The sequence below is a fragment of the Mesorhizobium sp. M1329 genome (assembly GCF_040318035.1).
In the GTDB taxonomy this organism is placed as follows: Bacteria; Pseudomonadota; Alphaproteobacteria; order Rhizobiales; family Rhizobiaceae; genus Mesorhizobium.
In genome coordinates this window covers 107,227-122,545 of the sequence record NZ_JAMYLN010000003.1, presented here as the reverse complement: position 1 = coordinate 122,545, position 15,319 = coordinate 107,227, and the positions used below count along the sequence as shown (strand labels likewise).

Here is a 15,319-nt window from a genome sequence, read left to right as displayed (position 1 = left end):
CCTTTGCCGTGCCTGGCCTAGGCTGTCGCCAGGACGGAAAGCTGTCCCAGAATGTGAGCCGCACCGGATTCGTCGACGCCGGGCTTTGTCTCGACATTGAGCGCGGTGACCTTGCCGTCGTCGACGATCATCGAAAAACGCTTCGAGCGCAGCCCCATGCCGCCGCTGGAGAGGTCGGCGTCGAGGCCGACCGATTTGGCGAAATCGCCATTGCCATCGGCAAGATAAAGGATTTTGCCTTCACCGCCGCTGAAGCGGGCCCAAGCCCCCATGACGTGAACATCGTTGACCGAGACAACGGCGATAGTGTCGACGCCGCGCGCCAGGATGGCGTCGAAATTATCCAGGTAGCCGGGCAGATGATTGTTGCTGCAGGTCGGCGTGAAGGCGCCTGGAACGCCAAACAGCACGACCGTCTTTCCTGAGAATATCTCGCCCGTCGTGATCGGCTTTGCACCGTCGGCGGTCATTGTCTTGAAGGTCGCATCGGGCAGTTTGTCGCCAACGGAGATCGTCATGATGGTCCTCGCTTGAGAATGGAAAGGGAGTGTCCTTGCGATAGCGAACTAAGGCGCTCCCGGCAACCGTCCAGACGTTGGCATCACGGAAAAGGCAGCAGGCCTTCGACCGCGCCAGCGGCACTAGTCAGTGTGTAGTGCAGGCCGCCATCGATTGGCGTTGTCGACGGCCTGTCGAGGATCGGCACAGTAAAGATCAGCTTGCCATCCTTTTCGCTGCGTGCCGGGGCACCGAACATGTAGTCGCGTTCGCCGGCAACGAAGAAGTCGGCGCCCTCGGGGCTGCCCGGAAAGCTCGCTTCGACAATCAGCGTTTCGTGGTCGCCCGGCAGTACGTTTATGCCGAAACCAGGAGTCGCGGCAGCGGGCAGGGTTGCAAGGCCTGCCTTGACCAGTGTCGCATCCTCGGCGTTGTCCGGATCGGCGCCGGGATCGACGGTCAGTCTTGTCTGCACCGGGATGCAGATGGTTTCGCAGATGCCGAGGAAAATGTCCGCATCGATGACGGCCGGCTGGCCGGGCGCGGCAAGCGTGAACGTCACCGGCAACGAAACCGGGTGGTCGTAGCCGGCCCATTTGCCATAGCCGTCGTCATGGCGTTGCGGCGGCGGAAACGAAAGCGTCGCGTCGGCAATGTTGGTGCTGGCCGAGACGTCGATCTGTGGCGGCACGCCCGCATCGCCCGGATCGCGCCAATAGGTTTTCCAGCCGGGCTTCAGCTCAATGTCGAGGACGCCCTGGAGACGTCCGGCCTCGTCGGCTTTGCCGCTCGTTACCAGCCGCACCCTGCCGCCTTCGCTGTTGTACCAGGCCGACGAGGAGGCTGACGCGGGGGAGCCGGTCGCCGATCCAATGGCCACACTAAGCAGCAGGATTTTCAAGCTTTGCATGACGGTGATTTGATCGTCCGTTGATGGCCGCACAATGATTTCATGACGCGGCCGGCATCATATTTGCGTGACCTTCGATTTACGAGCCAGATCAAATCGGGCGCCGCCCATCTTTTCGACGCCCCGGAAACGCGTTACGCTGTGGCCATGGATTTGTTGCGCCATAAAAGGACGGCCGCAGGACCTGGCTTTCTCGACGACCAGTTCCTGATTGCCATGCCCGGCATGAAGGACGACCGCTTCACGCGCTCTGTCATCTACATTTGCGCGCACAGCGACGAAGGCGCGATGGGGCTGATCATCAACCAGACGCAGCAGATGCTGTTTCCGGACTTGCTCGTGCAGCTCGGCATCATGAACGAGATGGAGGCGATCCGCCTGCCGGCGCCGGCGCGCGACTTCGTCGTACGCAATGGCGGACCGGTGGATCGCAGCCGCGGCTTCGTCCTGCATTCGGGCGACTACCGGGTGGAATCCTCGCTCGCTGTGTCCGACGACGTTTGCCTGACCGCGACCGTCGACATTTTGCGTGCCATCTCCTCCGGCCGCGGACCACGGCGGGCGCTGATGGCGCTCGGCTATGCCGGCTGGGGTGCGGGCCAGCTTGAAAGCGAGATCGCCGAGAATGGCTGGCTGACTTGCCCGGCAAGTGCCGAGCTTCTGTTCGACGCCGACATCGACCGCAAATACGACCGGATCCTTGCCTCGATCGGCATCGATCTCGCGCATCTCAGCCTAGCTGCCGGTCACGCCTGAGCCTCATCACGTCCCGAAACTCGTCACGCTTGAGTGAGCGGATACTGTTCCTTCAGCGTCTTCAGCACCTGGTCGCCGGGCATCGGTGCGCCGAACATGAAGCTTTGCACGTATTCGCAGCCCATCTGCCGCAGCTCCAGCGCATCGCTTTCGTCCGAAATGCCTTCGGCAACGACCGACAGGCCGAGCTCATGCGCCATGTTGACCATGGATTTGAGCAGCACCGCGCGTTTCGGCGTCGCGTCGTCGACGAAGCTCTTGTCGATCTTGATGGTGTCGAACGGAAAGCGCGTCAGATAGGCCAGCGATGAATAGCCGGTGCCGAAATCGTCCAGCGACAGGCCGATGCCAAGCTGCTTCAGCTTGGTCAGCACATGAGCGGTCTGCTCGGGATTGTCCATCACCAGCGATTCGGTGAGTTCGAGCCGGAAGCAGCGCGGTTTCAGATTGGCCCGCGCGATCACCGAGCGGACGTCGCTGACCAGGTCGCGGCGGATGAGCTGGCGGCTGGACAGATTGACCGAGACCGACAGCGGTGCATCGCCGATCTGCTTTTGCCATCCCGCCAGGTCTTCGGCAGCCTGTTGCATGGCAAACAGCCCAAGCTGCACGATCAGGCCGCAGTTTTCGGCAACCGGAATGAAATCCGCCGGCGGGATCATGCCGCGCCGCGGATGGTCCCAGCGCAGCAACGCTTCGAAGCCGGCAACGCTGCCGTCCTCCAGCCGCACGATCGGCTGATAGGCAAGCGTGAATTCGCGTCGCTCGATGGCGCGGCGCAGGTCGGACTCGAACTGCAGCCGGTCGGTGCCGACCGTGCGGAAGGCGGGCCGGAACGGCTCGATCCTGTCTCCGCCGAAGCGCTTGGCTTGATGCATGGCAAGCTCGGCATCCTTGACCATGTCCTCGGCTGAGGTCTGCGTGGAGGTCCAGGTGATCAGCCCGATCGAGGCGGTCAGCACGATCTCGCGCTTGGCGAAGGTGATCGGGTTGTTGATGGCGTGCTTGATGGCATCGGCAATGGCCGCGATGCGAGCCGGATCCTGCTCCGACAAAAGCATCAGCGCGAACTGGTCGCCGGCAAAGCGCGACAGTGAATCCTTCGGCTTGAGCAGGCGGTGCAGCCGCCGCGCGATGGTCAAAAGGATGGTGTCGCCCGCCGAGATGCCGAGCCCGTCATTGACCTGCTTGAAGCGGTCGATGTCGATGACGAAGACGGTCGGGCGCACCTTCTCTTCGGTGCGGGCGATCGAAATGATCGCCTCCAGCCGGTTCATGAACAGCTCGCGGTTGGGCAGGCCGGTCAGATTGTCGTGCACGGCGTCATGCAGAAGCCGTTCCTCGGATTTCTTCTGCTCCGTCACGTCGACCATGGTGCCGACGCAGCGGATGACCTCGCCGTCCGAGCCGATCACCGGCCGGGCGCGCAGCGCAAACCAGTGATAGTGCCCGTCGGCGCCGCGCAGGCGGAAGTTTTGCGACACCCGGCCGCGCCGGTGCTCGAGCACCACGTCGAGCGTCGTGCGAAACGTGTCGCGGTCGTCGGCATGCAGCACCGGCAGCCAGTTGCGGGCGGGACCGCCGAGGCTGTTGGGGGCAAGACCGAGCTGGATGCTGACGTCGGGACGAGTGACGACGCGGTCGCGCAGCACGTCCCAGTCCCACACAGTATCGCCCGATCCGGCAACCGCCAGCGCCTGGCGCTCGAGATCGGAGAACAGGCCCTGATGCAGGGCGCCGCCGGCAAAAGCGTGCTGCATCACGGTGAAGCCGATCAGCAGGATGATGAGGATCAGCCCGCCGCCCAGCGCCGGCTGGGCGATGTCGTTGTCCAACATGCCGGTGATCGCCATCCACGATCCGCATAGCCACAGTAGAACCATCACCCAACTGGGCACCAGCATGATGGCGCGGTCGTAACCGCGGATACCGAGGAAGATGATCAGGCCGAGCCCGGTCAGCGCGGTGGCGGCGAAGGACAGCCTGGCAATGCCGGCGGCAACCGCCGGATCGATGATGGCGACGCCGGCGATCAGCACCAGCCCGAGAATCCAGACCAGTGCGCCGTAGCTGAAATGGCCGTGCCACCGGTTGAGGTTGAGATAGGCAAACAGGAACACCACGAAGGTCGCCGCGAGCGCCACCTCCGTTCCGGCGCGCCACATCTGCTCATTGCCCGGTGAGATCTCTATGATCTTGTTGAGAAAGCCGAAATCGACGCAGATATAGGCAAGCACCGCCCAGGCTAGGGCCGCCGTTGCCGGGAACATCGAGGTCCCCTTGACGACGAAAAGAATGGTCAGGAACAGCGCCAGCAGGCCGGCGATGCCGATGACGATGCCACGAAACAGCGTGTAGGAATTGACCGAGTCCTTGTAGGATTCAGGGTCCCACAGATAGACCTGCGGCAGCTTGGGCGAGGCGAGCTCGGCGATGAAGGTAATCACCGTTCCGGGGTTCAGCGTGACCCGGAACACGTCGGCGTCGGGGCTGGTCTGGCGGTCGAGCGCAAAGCCTTCGCTGGGCGTGATCGCGGCGATACGGGTCGAGCCGAGATCCGGCCAGAACAGGCCGGAATTCACCAGCCGGAAATGCGGTGCGACAATCAGCCTGTCGAGTTGCTGGTCGGTGGTGTTAGCGAGCGCGAACACCGCCCAGTCGCCGGTCGAGCGAGCGTCATTGGCCTCGACCTCGATGCGCCGCACGATCCCGTCCGGGCCGGGTGCCGTCGAGACCTGGAAATTCTCGCCCTGGTTGCGGTAGATTTCGACGGCGCCTGAAAGGTCGAGCGCCACGTCGTCGCGGGCGATCTTGATCGGTTCGACGGCAAACGCCGAGGATGCCGCGCAGAGCGTGACGATTGCCGCCAGCATAAAGGCAAGCAGCGACCCGTTGCGCAGAAAATTCGTCAAAATCAGCCCTTTGTTCCAACGCCCGGCGGATCGTCCGCGATTCGGGCGTATAGGTAATGGTCCTGCCAGATGCCGTTGATCCTGAGATAGGATCGTAGCAGTCCTTCGCGCCGGAATCCGGCTTTTTCAAGCACGCGGATCGACCGGGCGTTATCGGGGATACAGGCAGCTTCGATCCGGTGCAATCGCAGCGTTTCGAAGGCGAAACGCGTCACCACCTTGACGGCATCGGTCATCAGGCCGCGTCCGCTGAAGCGCTCGCCGATCCAGTAGCCGATATGGCCGCTTTGGGCGACCCCGTGGCGGATATTGCCGAGGGTGATACCGCCGGCCAGCTTGCCGCTGCTTTTCTCGAAGATGAAGAAGGCGATCGCCGTCCCCTGCGCGTAGTCCTCGCGGTAGCGGCCGATACGATGCCGCCACGCCGTGCGGTCGAGTTCGTCAGGGGTCCATCGCGGCTCCCACGGCTCAAGAAAGGCGCGGCTTTCGCTGCGCAGCACCGACCACTCGCGATAGTCGCTGGTCAGCGGTACGCGCAGCGTGACAAGCTCGCCCTTCAGTGCCGGCAGGTCGCGGCGAAAGAAAGGGAGCGCGAACACGACGCTCGAATAGGCTTAGACGGCAAGCTTACGGGCAGTGGTCTGCGTGCCCGAAAGCGAATCGAGGATCGCCTCATAGGGCGCGAGCGTACCCACCGGCCCGACGGCTGTAAGCGTCGGCTTGGTCGAAAAAAGTCGAGACGACAGATCCGTCAGCCGCTCGACGGTCAACGCCGCCAGCCGCTCCATCAGCTCTTCCTTGGCGATCGGCCTGCCGAACAGAAGCAACTGCCTGGCGATCTGCGAGGCGCGGCTGGCCGGGCTCTCGGCCGACATGATCAGCCCGGCGCGGTATTGGGCACGCGCCCGGTCGAGCTCCTCCTGCAGGATGTTTTCACCGGCCTTTTGCAGCTCGTCGATGATCACAGGCACCAGCTCGGCAATATCGCTTTGTCCGGTCGCCGCATGGACCCCGAAGACGCCGGTGTCGGAAAAACCCCAATGGAAGGCATAGACCGAATAGCACAGGCCGCGTTTTTCACGGACTTCCTGGAAAAGCCGCGACGACATGCCGCCACCCAGGATCATCGACAGGACCTGAGAGGCATAGAAATCGCGGACGTGATAGGCGCGGCCCTCGAAACCCAGCACGATCTGGGCGTCCATCAGGTCGCGGTCCTCGCGAAAATCGCCGCCGACATACTGCGCGTATTGCGGGATGGTGCCATCGGCCTTGCCGCGGAAGCTACCGAGACGCTTTTCGACCTCGCGCACGAAATCGTCGTGCTTGATATCGCCGGCCGCCACCATCACCATGTTCTCGGCGCCGTACTGTCGTTCGATGAAGTCGTGCAGCTGCTTCGAAGTAAAGGATTTGACGGTTTCCGGCGTGCCGAGAATCGAGCGGCCGATAGTCTGGTGGCGAAAGGCGGTCTCGGTAAAGTGATCGAAAACGACGTCGTCGGGCGTATCGTGCGCGGCGCCGATCTCCTGCAGAATCACATGCTGCTCGCGCTCCAGCTCCTGCGGATCGAATTCGGATTCCTGCAGGATGTCGGAAAGGATATCGACGGCCAGCGGCACGTCGTCGCTCAGAACCCTTGCATAATAGGAGGTCGTCTCGACGCTGGTGGCGGCATTGATCTCGCCGCCGACGTCCTCGATCTCCGAGGCGATCTCGAAGGCGCTTCGCCGCCTGGTGCCCTTGAAAGCCATGTGCTCGAGCAAGTGCGCCATTCCGTGCTCTTCGTCACGCTCGTTGCGTGCGCCCGACTTGACCCAGGCGCCAAGGGCAACAGATTCGAGGCTTGGAAGGGTTTCGGTGGCGACTGTCAGGCCGTTCGACAGACGGCTTACCTCAACACCCATATGGCAATTACTCCCTAACGCGCCGCCCGCGCGTGGCGGCCGAGATAATCTTCCACCATTTTCAGGTCGGATGGAAGTACCGTGTATTTTTCCTCGGCGCTCATCAACCCGCCTAGCCATGCAGGCAGGGCAGGCGACACGCCACTGGCGGCTTCGACGGCGGCGGGAAACTTTGCCGGGTGCGCAGTGCCCAGCACCACCATCGGCACCTCACCCGCAACCTTGCCGGCGGCCACATGCACGGCTGCGGCCGTATGCGGGTCGAGCAGATAGCCGCTCGCCGCAAGTGTGGTGCGGATGGTGGCGGCGACCTCGTCCATAGTGGCGCGGCCGGCGTCGAATTCGGAGCGGATCCTGGCGATTTCGCCGGCCTCGATGGTGAAGGCGCCGGACTGCTTGAGCCCGTCCATGTAGCGCCGTACGGTCGAGGCATCGCGGCCGGCTGCCTCGAACAGCAAGCGTTCGAAGTTCGAAGACACCTGGATGTCCATCGAAGGCGACGTGGTCGAAAAGACCCCCTTCATGCGGTATTCGCCGGTCGCCAGCGTGCGCGCCAGAATATCGTTGTCGTTGGTGGCAATGATCAGCCGTTCGATCGGCAGCCCCATCTTCTTGGCGGCATAGCCGGCGAAGATGTCGCCGAAATTGCCGGTCGGCACGGTGAAGGAAACCGGCCTGTCGGGCGCGCCGAGCGACAGCGCGGAGGAGAAATAATAGACGATCTGGGCCATGATGCGGGCCCAGTTGATCGAGTTGACGCCGGACAGCGATACCCGGTCGCGAAAGCCGTGGTCGTTGAACATGTCCTTCACCAGGCCCTGGCAGTCGTCGAAATTGCCTTCGATCGCCAACGCATGGACGTTTGCGGCGGTCGAGGTCGTCATCTGCCGCTGCTGTACCGGCGAGACGCGGCCGTGCGGGAAAAGCACGAAGATGTCGGTGCGGTTGCGCCCGGCAAAGGCATCGATGGCGGCCCCTCCGGTGTCGCCGGAGGTGGCACCGACAATGGTGGCGCGCTGGTCGCGCTCGGCCAGCACATGGTCCATCAGCCGAGCAAGAAGCTGCATCGCCACATCCTTGAACGCGAGCGTCGGGCCGTGGAAGAGCTCGAGCACGAAGCTGTTCGGCCCGGTCTGCACCAGCGGGCAGACGGCCTCATGGCGGAAGGTCGCATAGGCTTCGCGCACCAGCCGTTCGAACACCGGCGCCGCGATCTCGCCGCCGATGAACGGCGACAGCACACGGATGGCAAGATCGGGATAGGCAAGGCCGCGCATGGCGCGGATCTCGGCTGCGGAAAAAAGCGGCCAGGCACTCGGCAGGTAAAGCCCGCCGTCGCGCGCCAGTCCGGCCAGCACCGCGTCGGAAAATCCAAGCGCGGGCGCTTCCCCGCGGGTACTCACATATTGCATCGTCACGTTTCCATTGCTGCCGGGAATTTTCGCCCGCCGCGAGGTGGTGGATTTCTGCGCAGGCTCAGTCGCATTTTTGCCGCGCGGTTGATATACGTCACCGGCTTTGCGAGAGGGAAGTGCAGTTCATGGCGTTTCATTCATTTAACGGTCGTTTTGTCGCGGGTCTGGCGCTCGCCTGCTTTATGCTTGCCGCCGCAGGCTGCCAATCGAGCGACAATGGAATTCTCGGCTTCGGCAAAAAGGATACGACACCGCCACCGCCACCCGATCCCAAGGTGCTTTCCAGCCAGCTGCAGGCCTATTGCCCGAAAGTGACGTTGCGTGACGGCACCGCCTTCTTCAATACCTACGCCAAGAGCGGTCCGAAGCCGAAGAAAAAAACCGACGTCGCCGCCGAGGAAGCCGCCCAGCCGGCAGCGGATGCGGCAGGCGTCGATCAGCCGGACGATTCCGCCAAGATCATCTATCAGGCTTCGATCACCGATGTGACCCGCGACTGCAGCCGCGCCAACGGCTCCTTGTCGATGAAGATAGCCGTCGCCGGCAAGGTCGTGCCTGGCCCGATGTTCACCCCCGGCACCATCACCATGCCGATCCGCATCGCGGTGATGCACGGCACCGAAGTTCTCTATTCGCAGCTTCACTCCTATCAGGTCCAGGTTACCGATCCTTCGAGTGCCACGCAGTTCGTCTTCACCGATTCCAACGTCGTCGTTCCGGAGCCGACGGCGAAGGACTACCAGGCATATGCCGGGTATGACGAGGGCGCTCCGAAAGTAGCGACAGACAAGCCGAAGAAGAAGAAAGCCGCCGCGACCAACTGAGCCGCTGCATTCGCGTCACGGCGGTTGAAGGCGGCCTCTCAGGCGTCCGCCGACCATTCCGACAGCGCGGCGATCACGCTTTTCAGCTCCGCCCAGCGGCGGATGACCGTTTCCGCGCCGGCCTCGGTCAGCGCATCGGCGTGGCCGGGATAGCTGTGCGCCGCGCCGGTGAAGCCGATGACGCGCATTCCCGCCGTCTTTGCGCCGGTGACGCCGTGCACGGAATCCTCGATGACGAAGGTGTTCGCAGGATCGGCCTTGAGCTTTTCCGCGGCGAACCGAAACACGTCCGGCGCCGGCTTGGTTTTCCCGGTCGGGGTTTCCAGCGACGAAAAGATACGGCCGGCGAAGAACGGCAAAAGCTGCACCTTTTCCAGCATGAATTCGATCCGCTCCGAACGCGAATTCGAACAGACGCAGCGCGGCACTGCTACCGCGGCGACAGCCTCGTGCGCCCCGTCGATGGCACGCACATCGCTGCGCAGCCGGCGATCGACCAGCTGTTCCTCCTTGTCGATCAGCGAGGCCTGGAACGGGATCCGGGACTTTTCCTCGACCCGCATCATGATGTCCTTGAAAGTCAACCCGGCATAGATCTCGGAAATCTCCTCGGCCGATATCTCGTAGCCGGCCGAGGTCAACAGCTCGGCATCGATCCGCGCGGCGATGATTTCGGAATCGACGAGCACGCCGTCGCAATCGAAGATGACAAGATCTGGCTGGGGCATGGTGATCCGGAAAGCGGGATGAAGGGAATGCCGAGGGTCCGTTGGTCCAAACGGCTCAGGCGGCGCGGCATACACCAACAGACCGGGCTTCGCAAATTCAGCAGCCTGCTTCATTGAATATTTACGCTGATCGGTAACCATAACGGAGAGTAAACAGTAACGCGTGCCTTGGGTGTCACAATGTCTGCCGTGCGTCTTCTCGACGAGCTTTCCGATGCTCCCCAGCAATCCGAGTGGCTGGATACGATCCTGAAGGGCGACTGTGTCGCCGCGCTCGAACGGCTGCCGGAAAAGTCGATCGACGTGATCTTCGCCGATCCGCCCTACAATCTGCAGCTCGATGGCGATCTGCACCGGCCCGACCAATCCAAGGTCGACGCCGTCGATGACCATTGGGACCAGTTCGACAGTTTTGAGGCCTATGACGCCTTCACCCGCGCCTGGCTGCTGGCGGCGCGCCGCGTGTTGAAGCCCAACGGCACGATCTGGGTTATCGGCTCCTACCACAATATTTTCAGGGTCGGCGCCAAGATGCAGGACCTGGGCTTCTGGATCCTCAACGACGTCGTCTGGCGCAAGACCAATCCAATGCCCAATTTCCGTGGCCGCCGTTTCCAGAACGCGCATGAGACGATGATCTGGGCATCGCGCGACCAAAAGGGCAAGGGTTACACATTCAACTACGAGGCGCTGAAGGCGTCGAATGACGACGTCCAGATGCGCTCGGACTGGCTGTTTCCGATCTGCACCGGCGGCGAGCGCCTGAAGAACGACAATGGTGACAAATTGCATCCGACGCAGAAGCCGGAAGCGTTGCTTGCCCGCGTCATGACGGCATCGACCAGGCCGGGCGACATCGTGCTCGACCCCTTCTTCGGTTCAGGCACCACTGGGGCTGTGGCCAAGCGGCTTGGCCGCCACTTCGTCGGCATCGAGCGCGAACAAACCTATATCGATGCCGCCATGGAACGTATCGATGCGGTCCGGCCGCTGGAAGGCGCCAATTTGACGGTACTGACCGGTAAGCGCGCCGAGCCGCGCGTCGCCTTCGTCACGCTTCTCGACAATGGCCTGGTCGCGCCCGGCGCCACGCTCTACGACGCCAAGAAGCGCTGGGCGGCAAAAGTGCGCGCCGACGGCACGCTAGCGATCGGCGACAGTGCCGGGTCGATCCACAAGATCGGCGCACAAGTGCAGGGGCTGGACGCCTGCAACGGATGGACTTTCTGGCATTATGAGCGCAGCGGCGGCCTGACCCCGATCGACGAGCTTCGCCGCATTGCTCGGCTAGGCATGGAGCGGGCCGGGGCCTGACAAAAACCGCTCTGGCGATCTCGTTGCACATCGTTGCGGACGGAAGCAGGACGGCGCGACCGGACGAATGACGCCCTGTCGGCAGGCCGCCGGTCGGAACTTACGATCAAGCGAGTTGCAGGCCGAGATGATCAACCATCGGGTCGAAGTCTCGGTCATCATGCAACAGCGCGTATCCGCCCTGGATGCAGAATGTGCCGATGATCATATCGATTGTCTTGCGGATGGTGATGCCGCGCTGCCGGAGCATGCGGTAGTTCCGGGCAGCTTCGACTGCCGTCGCCGGATTCAGCATCGGCACAACAGCGAACTGTCGAAGGTTCCGCTCAATCAGTTGGGCATGCGGTTCGTCGCGCGCGCCTTGTAGCACTTCCAGCAAGATCAAATCTCCGACCAAAATCTCCTGAGTGTCATCGAGATGCCGGAGCTTACCGACCGAGACGCTGTCCGTATTGCGCAGATGAGCGATCCAGACGGAACTGTCGACGACGATCATCGATGCTGATCGGGCGAACGACCTTCCCGCATGGCGTCAAGATCGCCGTACCAGCCGGCGCCAGCAAGGGTGGCGATAGCCATCTCCTTCCGATGCCTGCGCACCAGAGTGCGCAAGGCCGCCTCAATGGTGGCTTTCTTGGTCTTGAGACCGGAGGCGGCCATGGCCTCTGCGATCAGTTTGTCGTCGAGTTCTATGTTGGTTCGCATGGCGATGCTCAATGTGTACGAATTTGATTAAATATACACATTCTGCTCCCGCCCAACAAGCCGGTCTGGGAACGGATTCTATTGCAATCCGTCGCGTTGAAGCAGGTTATCCAGTGAGCCTGTCGAAGTGATTCAAATCAGGCTCTGATCCCCAGACGCTGAAGGTCCGCCCTGAGCGTCTTTGCATCGGTGAACAGCACCGATTGCCAGCCGGCCGCCTTGGCGCCGTCGACGTTCTTCTGGCTGTCGTCGATGAACAGCGTGGCTGACGGTTCGAGGCCGAACGCGGCAACGTGGTGATCATAGATGGCGCGGTCCGGCTTGATCTGGCGGATGTCGCCGGAAACGGTGACGCCGCGCGGCCGATTGAGGAAATCGAAGCGCTCGCGGGCTTCGGCGAGCGTATCCGCAGCGAAATTGGTGAGCATCGTCACGTCATGGCCGCTGTCGATCAGGCCGATCATGATGGCGACGCTGTCCTCATAGGCGTGAGGCACCATCTCGTGCCAGTGCCGGCGGAAATTGCGGATGTTTTCGGCGTGCTCGGGATACTGCGCGATCGCCAGCGCTTCGGCCTCTTCCCAACTGCGGCCGCGGTCCTGCTCGATGTTCCAATCATGCGTGCAGACATTGTCGAAGAACCATTTCCGTTCGTCGGGATCGGGGATCAAGCGGCTGAAGGGCAGGTTCGGATCATAGTGGATCAGTACTTTGCCGATGTCGAAAACGATGTGGCGGATTTCAGTCATTCTTCTCTCTTTCAACGCGGGCGCTGCTTTTTCGTCGCGCCCGGTATCGCCGCTTCGATTACCTTTTTCATGACGCTCGGCAGCGCTTCCCCGGAAATTTCATGGGCCGGCGACCAGAAATGCCCGGCCGGGGCGGCACTGTCGGTCTCCGCCTTGAACACGTCGAGTTCAAGCGCAAAATGAGTAAAGACATGGCCGATGCGTCCGGCCTGCCGCCAGTTGCCGGGGAAGGGGGCTGCCGCTTCCGTGGTGGCGCCGTCGATGCGCGACGTCCAGCCGGTCGTCGGCACCTCAGTCATGCCGCCGAGGAGGCCCTTTTCGACGCGCTTTCGCAAAAGCACGGCGCCGTCGCCCCTGACGGCAACGAAGGCGGCACCGCGGCGTAAGGGCCTTTCGGCCTTGGGCAGGCGGACCGGAAAGCGTTCGGGATCGCCCGAGATTGTGGCGCTGCAGTCCTCGCGAACGGGGCAGAGCATGCAGCGGGGCCGGCGCGGCGTGCAGATCGTCGCGCCCAGGTCCATCATCGCCTGCGCGAAATCGCCGGGCCTTGTCGGGGGAACCATGCGTTCGACCTGGCCGCGTATCTCGCCCTTGGCTTCGCCCAGCGGCGTGGCGATCGAAAACAGCCGTGAGACGACCCGTTCGACATTACCGTCGACGACCGCGGCTGGTCGGTCGAAGGCGATCGCCGCGATCGCCGCCGCCGTATAGGCGCCGATGCCGGGCAGTTCCTTCAAGCCGGACTCGCTGTCCGGGAAGCGGCCGCCTTGCCGCGCGACGAGATCGGCACAGGCTTTGAGATTACGGGCGCGGGAATAATAGCCGAGCCCGGCCCAGGCCTTCATGACGTCTTCGGTCGGTGCCGCCGCCAGCGCCTGGACAGTTGGCCATTTCTCTACGAACGCCCGGAAATAGGATTTTACCGCCTCGACCGTGGTTTGCTGCAGCATCACCTCGGAAAGCCAGACCAGATAGGGATCGGGCCGCGCCCCGCCCGCCAGCGCGTGCGGCGAAACGCGCCAGGGCAGGTCGCGGTGATGCGCGTCGTACCAGCCAAGCAGCCGGGATGCGATCTCGCCATTGTCTCCGGATACGGCCTTGCGGGTCTGGTCGTGCAGTGCCATTGATCGAGGGTCGGCCCTAATCCATTGGTGCTGAAGCTGGAGAACGCACATGGCAGGGAAAAGGCCCTTCGGCAATCCCGTTCCGGTGAGCGATCTCGCAACCGAGATACTCGACCCAGTGCTGCGCAAGCGGGCCGGCATGTCGATCGGGTTGGTCCAGTCATGGGAAGAAATTGCCGGGCCGCGGCTTGCCGGCCGCTCGCGCCCGGAAAAGATTCAGTGGCCGCGCCGCATGCACGAGGACGATCCGTTCGAGCCGGCGGTGCTGGTGATTGCCTGCGAGGGTGTAGCGGCACTGCATCTGCAGCACGAGACCGGCGAGATCATCAACCGGGTCAATGCCTTCCTCGGTTTCAATGCGATCGGCCGGATCAGGATCGTGCAGAAGCCGGTAATGGCGGGCAAGGAAAAGCCGAAACCCAGTTTGCGGCCATTGACTGCGGCCGAGAAAGCGAAGCTGTCGGGCACCGTCGGTTTGATCGAGGACGGCGGGCTGCGCGCCTCGCTGGAGCGGCTTGGCGCCACCATTCTCGGTCAAAAGAAGCCGTGATCTCGCGCTATCGTGATGGTATGCCCGGATTTGGCGATTGGAATAGGCGCGGTAATGCCTTAATTCGCGCCAACTCTCGCTTTTTGTAGCCTTTGCATTGCAAAATCCAACTATTGCCAGGTGATTCGTATGATCCGTTCCTTGTCCCGCAGAAACCTTTTGACTTCGCTGGCCGCAATACCAGCGGTGGCGCTGCTTGCCGCCTGCAGCGACTCGGGCGAGAAAGCCGAGGCGCAGGATGTGAAGCCTGCGGCTCCGGAACCTGCGAAGCCGGCCGCCGCTCCGGCCGCCGCCACAGCGCCTGAAGCTCAGGGCACGGTGGATATGGCAGCCTTGTTGAAGCCCGGCGCGCTGCCCGACATGCAGCTTGGCAAGGACGACGCAAAGGTCACCATCGTCGAATATGCATCGATGACCTGCCCGCATTGCGCGCATTTCGCCGAAACCACATTCCCGGAGCTGAAGACGAAATATATCGACACCGGCAAGGCCCGTTACATACTGCGCGAGTTTCCATTCGATCCCAGCGCCGAGGCCGGTTTCATGCTGGCGCGCTGCTCCAAGGACAACTATTTCCCGATGGTCGACGTGCTGTTTAGGCAGCAGGCGAACTGGGTTGGTGTGAACAATACCAAGGACGCACTGCTGCAAATCGCCAAGCTTGCCGGTTTTACACAGGAGTCCTTCGAGGCCTGCTTGACGGACCAGAAACTTCTGGACGATGTGAGATCTGTCCAGAAGCGCGGCGCCGACGAATTCAAGGTCGATTCCACACCGACCTTTTTCATCAACGGAAAGACCTACAAAGGGGCGATGTCGATTGCGGAAATGTCGGCCATCATCGACCCTCTGCTCTGACGTATCGGCAGCGCCGAAGCGGCGTCGCTTCGGCGTGCGCACTTCTTTGTGTTGCCGCGGGTTCTCGTT

Annotated in this window: 16 protein-coding genes; 5 read left to right on the top strand and 11 right to left on the bottom strand. The window is 62.5% G+C overall.

Translation table 11 applies throughout. The annotated features are described in order from the left end of the window. Positions 1-17: 17 nt before the first annotated feature. Together NKH21_RS04180 and NKH21_RS04175 are read right to left on the bottom strand one after the other, a co-directional pair. The gene (locus tag NKH21_RS04180; RefSeq protein ID WP_352863188.1) at positions 18-518 is read right to left on the bottom strand and encodes a peroxiredoxin; all 501 of its coding nucleotides are present in this window, start codon (positions 516-518) and stop codon (positions 18-20) included. A gap of 83 nt (positions 519-601) precedes the next feature. Continuing rightward, the gene (locus tag NKH21_RS04175; RefSeq protein WP_352661029.1) at positions 602-1,408 is read right to left on the bottom strand and encodes a protein-disulfide reductase DsbD domain-containing protein; all 807 of its coding nucleotides are present in this window, start codon (positions 1,406-1,408) and stop codon (positions 602-604) included. 147 nt (positions 1,409-1,555) lie between these two features. On the opposite strand from NKH21_RS04175, the gene NKH21_RS04170 reads away from it, so the two are divergent. Then, on the top strand, positions 1,556-2,164 hold the full coding sequence (locus NKH21_RS04170) for a YqgE/AlgH family protein (RefSeq protein ID WP_352661032.1): 609 nt from the start codon (positions 1,556-1,558) through the stop codon (positions 2,162-2,164). A 23-nt stretch (positions 2,165-2,187) separates the two neighbouring features. On the opposite strand, the gene NKH21_RS04165 is transcribed toward NKH21_RS04170, so the two are convergent. The 4 genes from NKH21_RS04165 to thrC are packed head-to-tail and all read right to left on the bottom strand — an operon-like array spanning position 2,188 to position 8,395. Then, positions 2,188-5,076 (bottom strand): EAL domain-containing protein, encoded by a 2,889-nt coding sequence (locus NKH21_RS04165; protein ID WP_292657502.1) that lies wholly within the window; start codon positions 5,074-5,076, stop codon positions 2,188-2,190. A gap of 2 nt (positions 5,077-5,078) precedes the next feature. Beyond that, the gene (locus NKH21_RS04160; protein WP_352661037.1) at positions 5,079-5,675 is read right to left on the bottom strand and encodes a GNAT family N-acetyltransferase; all 597 of its coding nucleotides are present in this window, start codon (positions 5,673-5,675) and stop codon (positions 5,079-5,081) included. A 15-nt stretch (positions 5,676-5,690) separates the two neighbouring features. Continuing rightward, positions 5,691-6,983 carry a M16 family metallopeptidase gene (locus NKH21_RS04155; RefSeq protein WP_023674150.1) on the bottom strand — a complete coding sequence of 431 codons (1,293 nt, stop codon included), beginning with the start codon at positions 6,981-6,983 and terminating at the stop codon, positions 5,691-5,693. Between the two features lie 14 nt (positions 6,984-6,997). Further along, the gene (gene thrC, locus NKH21_RS04150) at positions 6,998-8,395 is read right to left on the bottom strand and encodes a threonine synthase (RefSeq protein ID WP_352661039.1); all 1,398 of its coding nucleotides are present in this window, start codon (positions 8,393-8,395) and stop codon (positions 6,998-7,000) included. Between the two features lie 128 nt (positions 8,396-8,523). Between thrC and NKH21_RS04145 the strand changes: the two genes are divergently transcribed. Next, entirely contained in the window at positions 8,524-9,222 is a 699-nt protein-coding gene (locus NKH21_RS04145) for a hypothetical protein (RefSeq protein ID WP_352863184.1), read from the top strand. 38 nt (positions 9,223-9,260) lie between these two features. On the opposite strand, the gene NKH21_RS04140 is transcribed toward NKH21_RS04145, so the two are convergent. Beyond that, on the bottom strand, positions 9,261-9,950 hold the full coding sequence (locus NKH21_RS04140; protein WP_352661043.1) for an HAD family hydrolase: 690 nt from the start codon (positions 9,948-9,950) through the stop codon (positions 9,261-9,263). A gap of 180 nt (positions 9,951-10,130) precedes the next feature. On the opposite strand from NKH21_RS04140, the gene NKH21_RS04135 reads away from it, so the two are divergent. Continuing rightward, complete coding sequence (locus tag NKH21_RS04135; RefSeq protein ID WP_352463905.1) at positions 10,131-11,264, top strand: site-specific DNA-methyltransferase; 1,134 nt, start codon at positions 10,131-10,133, stop codon at positions 11,262-11,264. A gap of 106 nt (positions 11,265-11,370) precedes the next feature. Here NKH21_RS04135 and vapC read toward each other — a convergent pair whose 3' ends face one another. The 4 genes from vapC to mutY all read right to left on the bottom strand — a co-directional run bounded on the left by vapC (position 11,371) and on the right by mutY (position 13,842). Further along, a complete protein-coding gene (gene vapC / locus NKH21_RS04130; RefSeq protein ID WP_352661045.1) occupies positions 11,371-11,760 on the bottom strand; it encodes a type II toxin-antitoxin system VapC family toxin in 390 nt (129 codons plus the stop codon). After that, positions 11,757-11,969: a type II toxin-antitoxin system VapB family antitoxin gene (locus tag NKH21_RS04125; RefSeq protein ID WP_352863181.1), complete on the bottom strand. Its 213-nt coding sequence runs from the start codon at positions 11,967-11,969 to the stop codon at positions 11,757-11,759. The genes vapC and NKH21_RS04125 overlap by 4 nt, the downstream gene beginning before the upstream one ends. 137 nt (positions 11,970-12,106) lie before the next feature. Beyond that, entirely contained in the window at positions 12,107-12,718 is a 612-nt protein-coding gene (locus tag NKH21_RS04120; RefSeq protein WP_352661050.1) for an HAD family hydrolase, read from the bottom strand. Positions 12,719-12,729: 11 nt separating this feature from the next. Continuing rightward, positions 12,730-13,842: an A/G-specific adenine glycosylase gene (gene mutY, locus NKH21_RS04115; RefSeq protein ID WP_352661053.1), complete on the bottom strand. Its 1,113-nt coding sequence runs from the start codon at positions 13,840-13,842 to the stop codon at positions 12,730-12,732. Between the two features lie 49 nt (positions 13,843-13,891). Between mutY and NKH21_RS04110 the strand changes: the two genes are divergently transcribed. Beyond that, positions 13,892-14,392, top strand: coding sequence for a DUF721 domain-containing protein (locus tag NKH21_RS04110; protein WP_292657525.1), 501 nt, complete (start codon positions 13,892-13,894; stop codon positions 14,390-14,392). Positions 14,393-14,521: 129 nt separating this feature from the next. Further along, the gene (locus NKH21_RS04105; RefSeq protein WP_352661056.1) at positions 14,522-15,250 is read left to right on the top strand and encodes a DsbA family protein; all 729 of its coding nucleotides are present in this window, start codon (positions 14,522-14,524) and stop codon (positions 15,248-15,250) included. The last annotated feature ends 69 nt before the right edge of the window (positions 15,251-15,319 follow it).

What these genes read in the sequence shown, in the direction of transcription:
- NKH21_RS04135 (WP_352463905.1), top strand. Translation starts at nt 10,131, where the DNA reads ATGTCTGCCGTGCGTCTTCTCGACGAGCTTTCCGATGCTCCCCAGCAA.
- NKH21_RS04110 (WP_292657525.1), top strand. Translation starts at nt 13,892, where the DNA reads ATGGCAGGGAAAAGGCCCTTCGGCAATCCCGTTCCGGTGAGCGATCTC.
- NKH21_RS04140 (WP_352661043.1), bottom strand. Translation starts at nt 9,950, where the DNA reads ATGCCCCAGCCAGATCTTGTCATCTTCGATTGCGACGGCGTGCTCGTC.
- NKH21_RS04105 (WP_352661056.1), top strand. Translation starts at nt 14,522, where the DNA reads ATGATCCGTTCCTTGTCCCGCAGAAACCTTTTGACTTCGCTGGCCGCA.
- vapC (WP_352661045.1), bottom strand. Translation starts at nt 11,760, where the DNA reads ATGATCGTCGTCGACAGTTCCGTCTGGATCGCTCATCTGCGCAATACG.
- NKH21_RS04125 (WP_352863181.1), bottom strand. Translation starts at nt 11,969, where the DNA reads ATGCGAACCAACATAGAACTCGACGACAAACTGATCGCAGAGGCCATG.
- thrC (WP_352661039.1), bottom strand. Translation starts at nt 8,395, where the DNA reads ATGCAATATGTGAGTACCCGCGGGGAAGCGCCCGCGCTTGGATTTTCC.
- NKH21_RS04170 (WP_352661032.1), top strand. Translation starts at nt 1,556, where the DNA reads ATGGATTTGTTGCGCCATAAAAGGACGGCCGCAGGACCTGGCTTTCTC.
- NKH21_RS04180 (WP_352863188.1), bottom strand. Translation starts at nt 518, where the DNA reads ATGACGATCTCCGTTGGCGACAAACTGCCCGATGCGACCTTCAAGACA.
- NKH21_RS04120 (WP_352661050.1), bottom strand. Translation starts at nt 12,718, where the DNA reads ATGACTGAAATCCGCCACATCGTTTTCGACATCGGCAAAGTACTGATC.
- NKH21_RS04145 (WP_352863184.1), top strand. Translation starts at nt 8,524, where the DNA reads ATGGCGTTTCATTCATTTAACGGTCGTTTTGTCGCGGGTCTGGCGCTC.
- mutY (WP_352661053.1), bottom strand. Translation starts at nt 13,842, where the DNA reads ATGGCACTGCACGACCAGACCCGCAAGGCCGTATCCGGAGACAATGGC.
- NKH21_RS04155 (WP_023674150.1), bottom strand. Translation starts at nt 6,983, where the DNA reads ATGGGTGTTGAGGTAAGCCGTCTGTCGAACGGCCTGACAGTCGCCACC.
- NKH21_RS04175 (WP_352661029.1), bottom strand. Translation starts at nt 1,408, where the DNA reads ATGCAAAGCTTGAAAATCCTGCTGCTTAGTGTGGCCATTGGATCGGCG.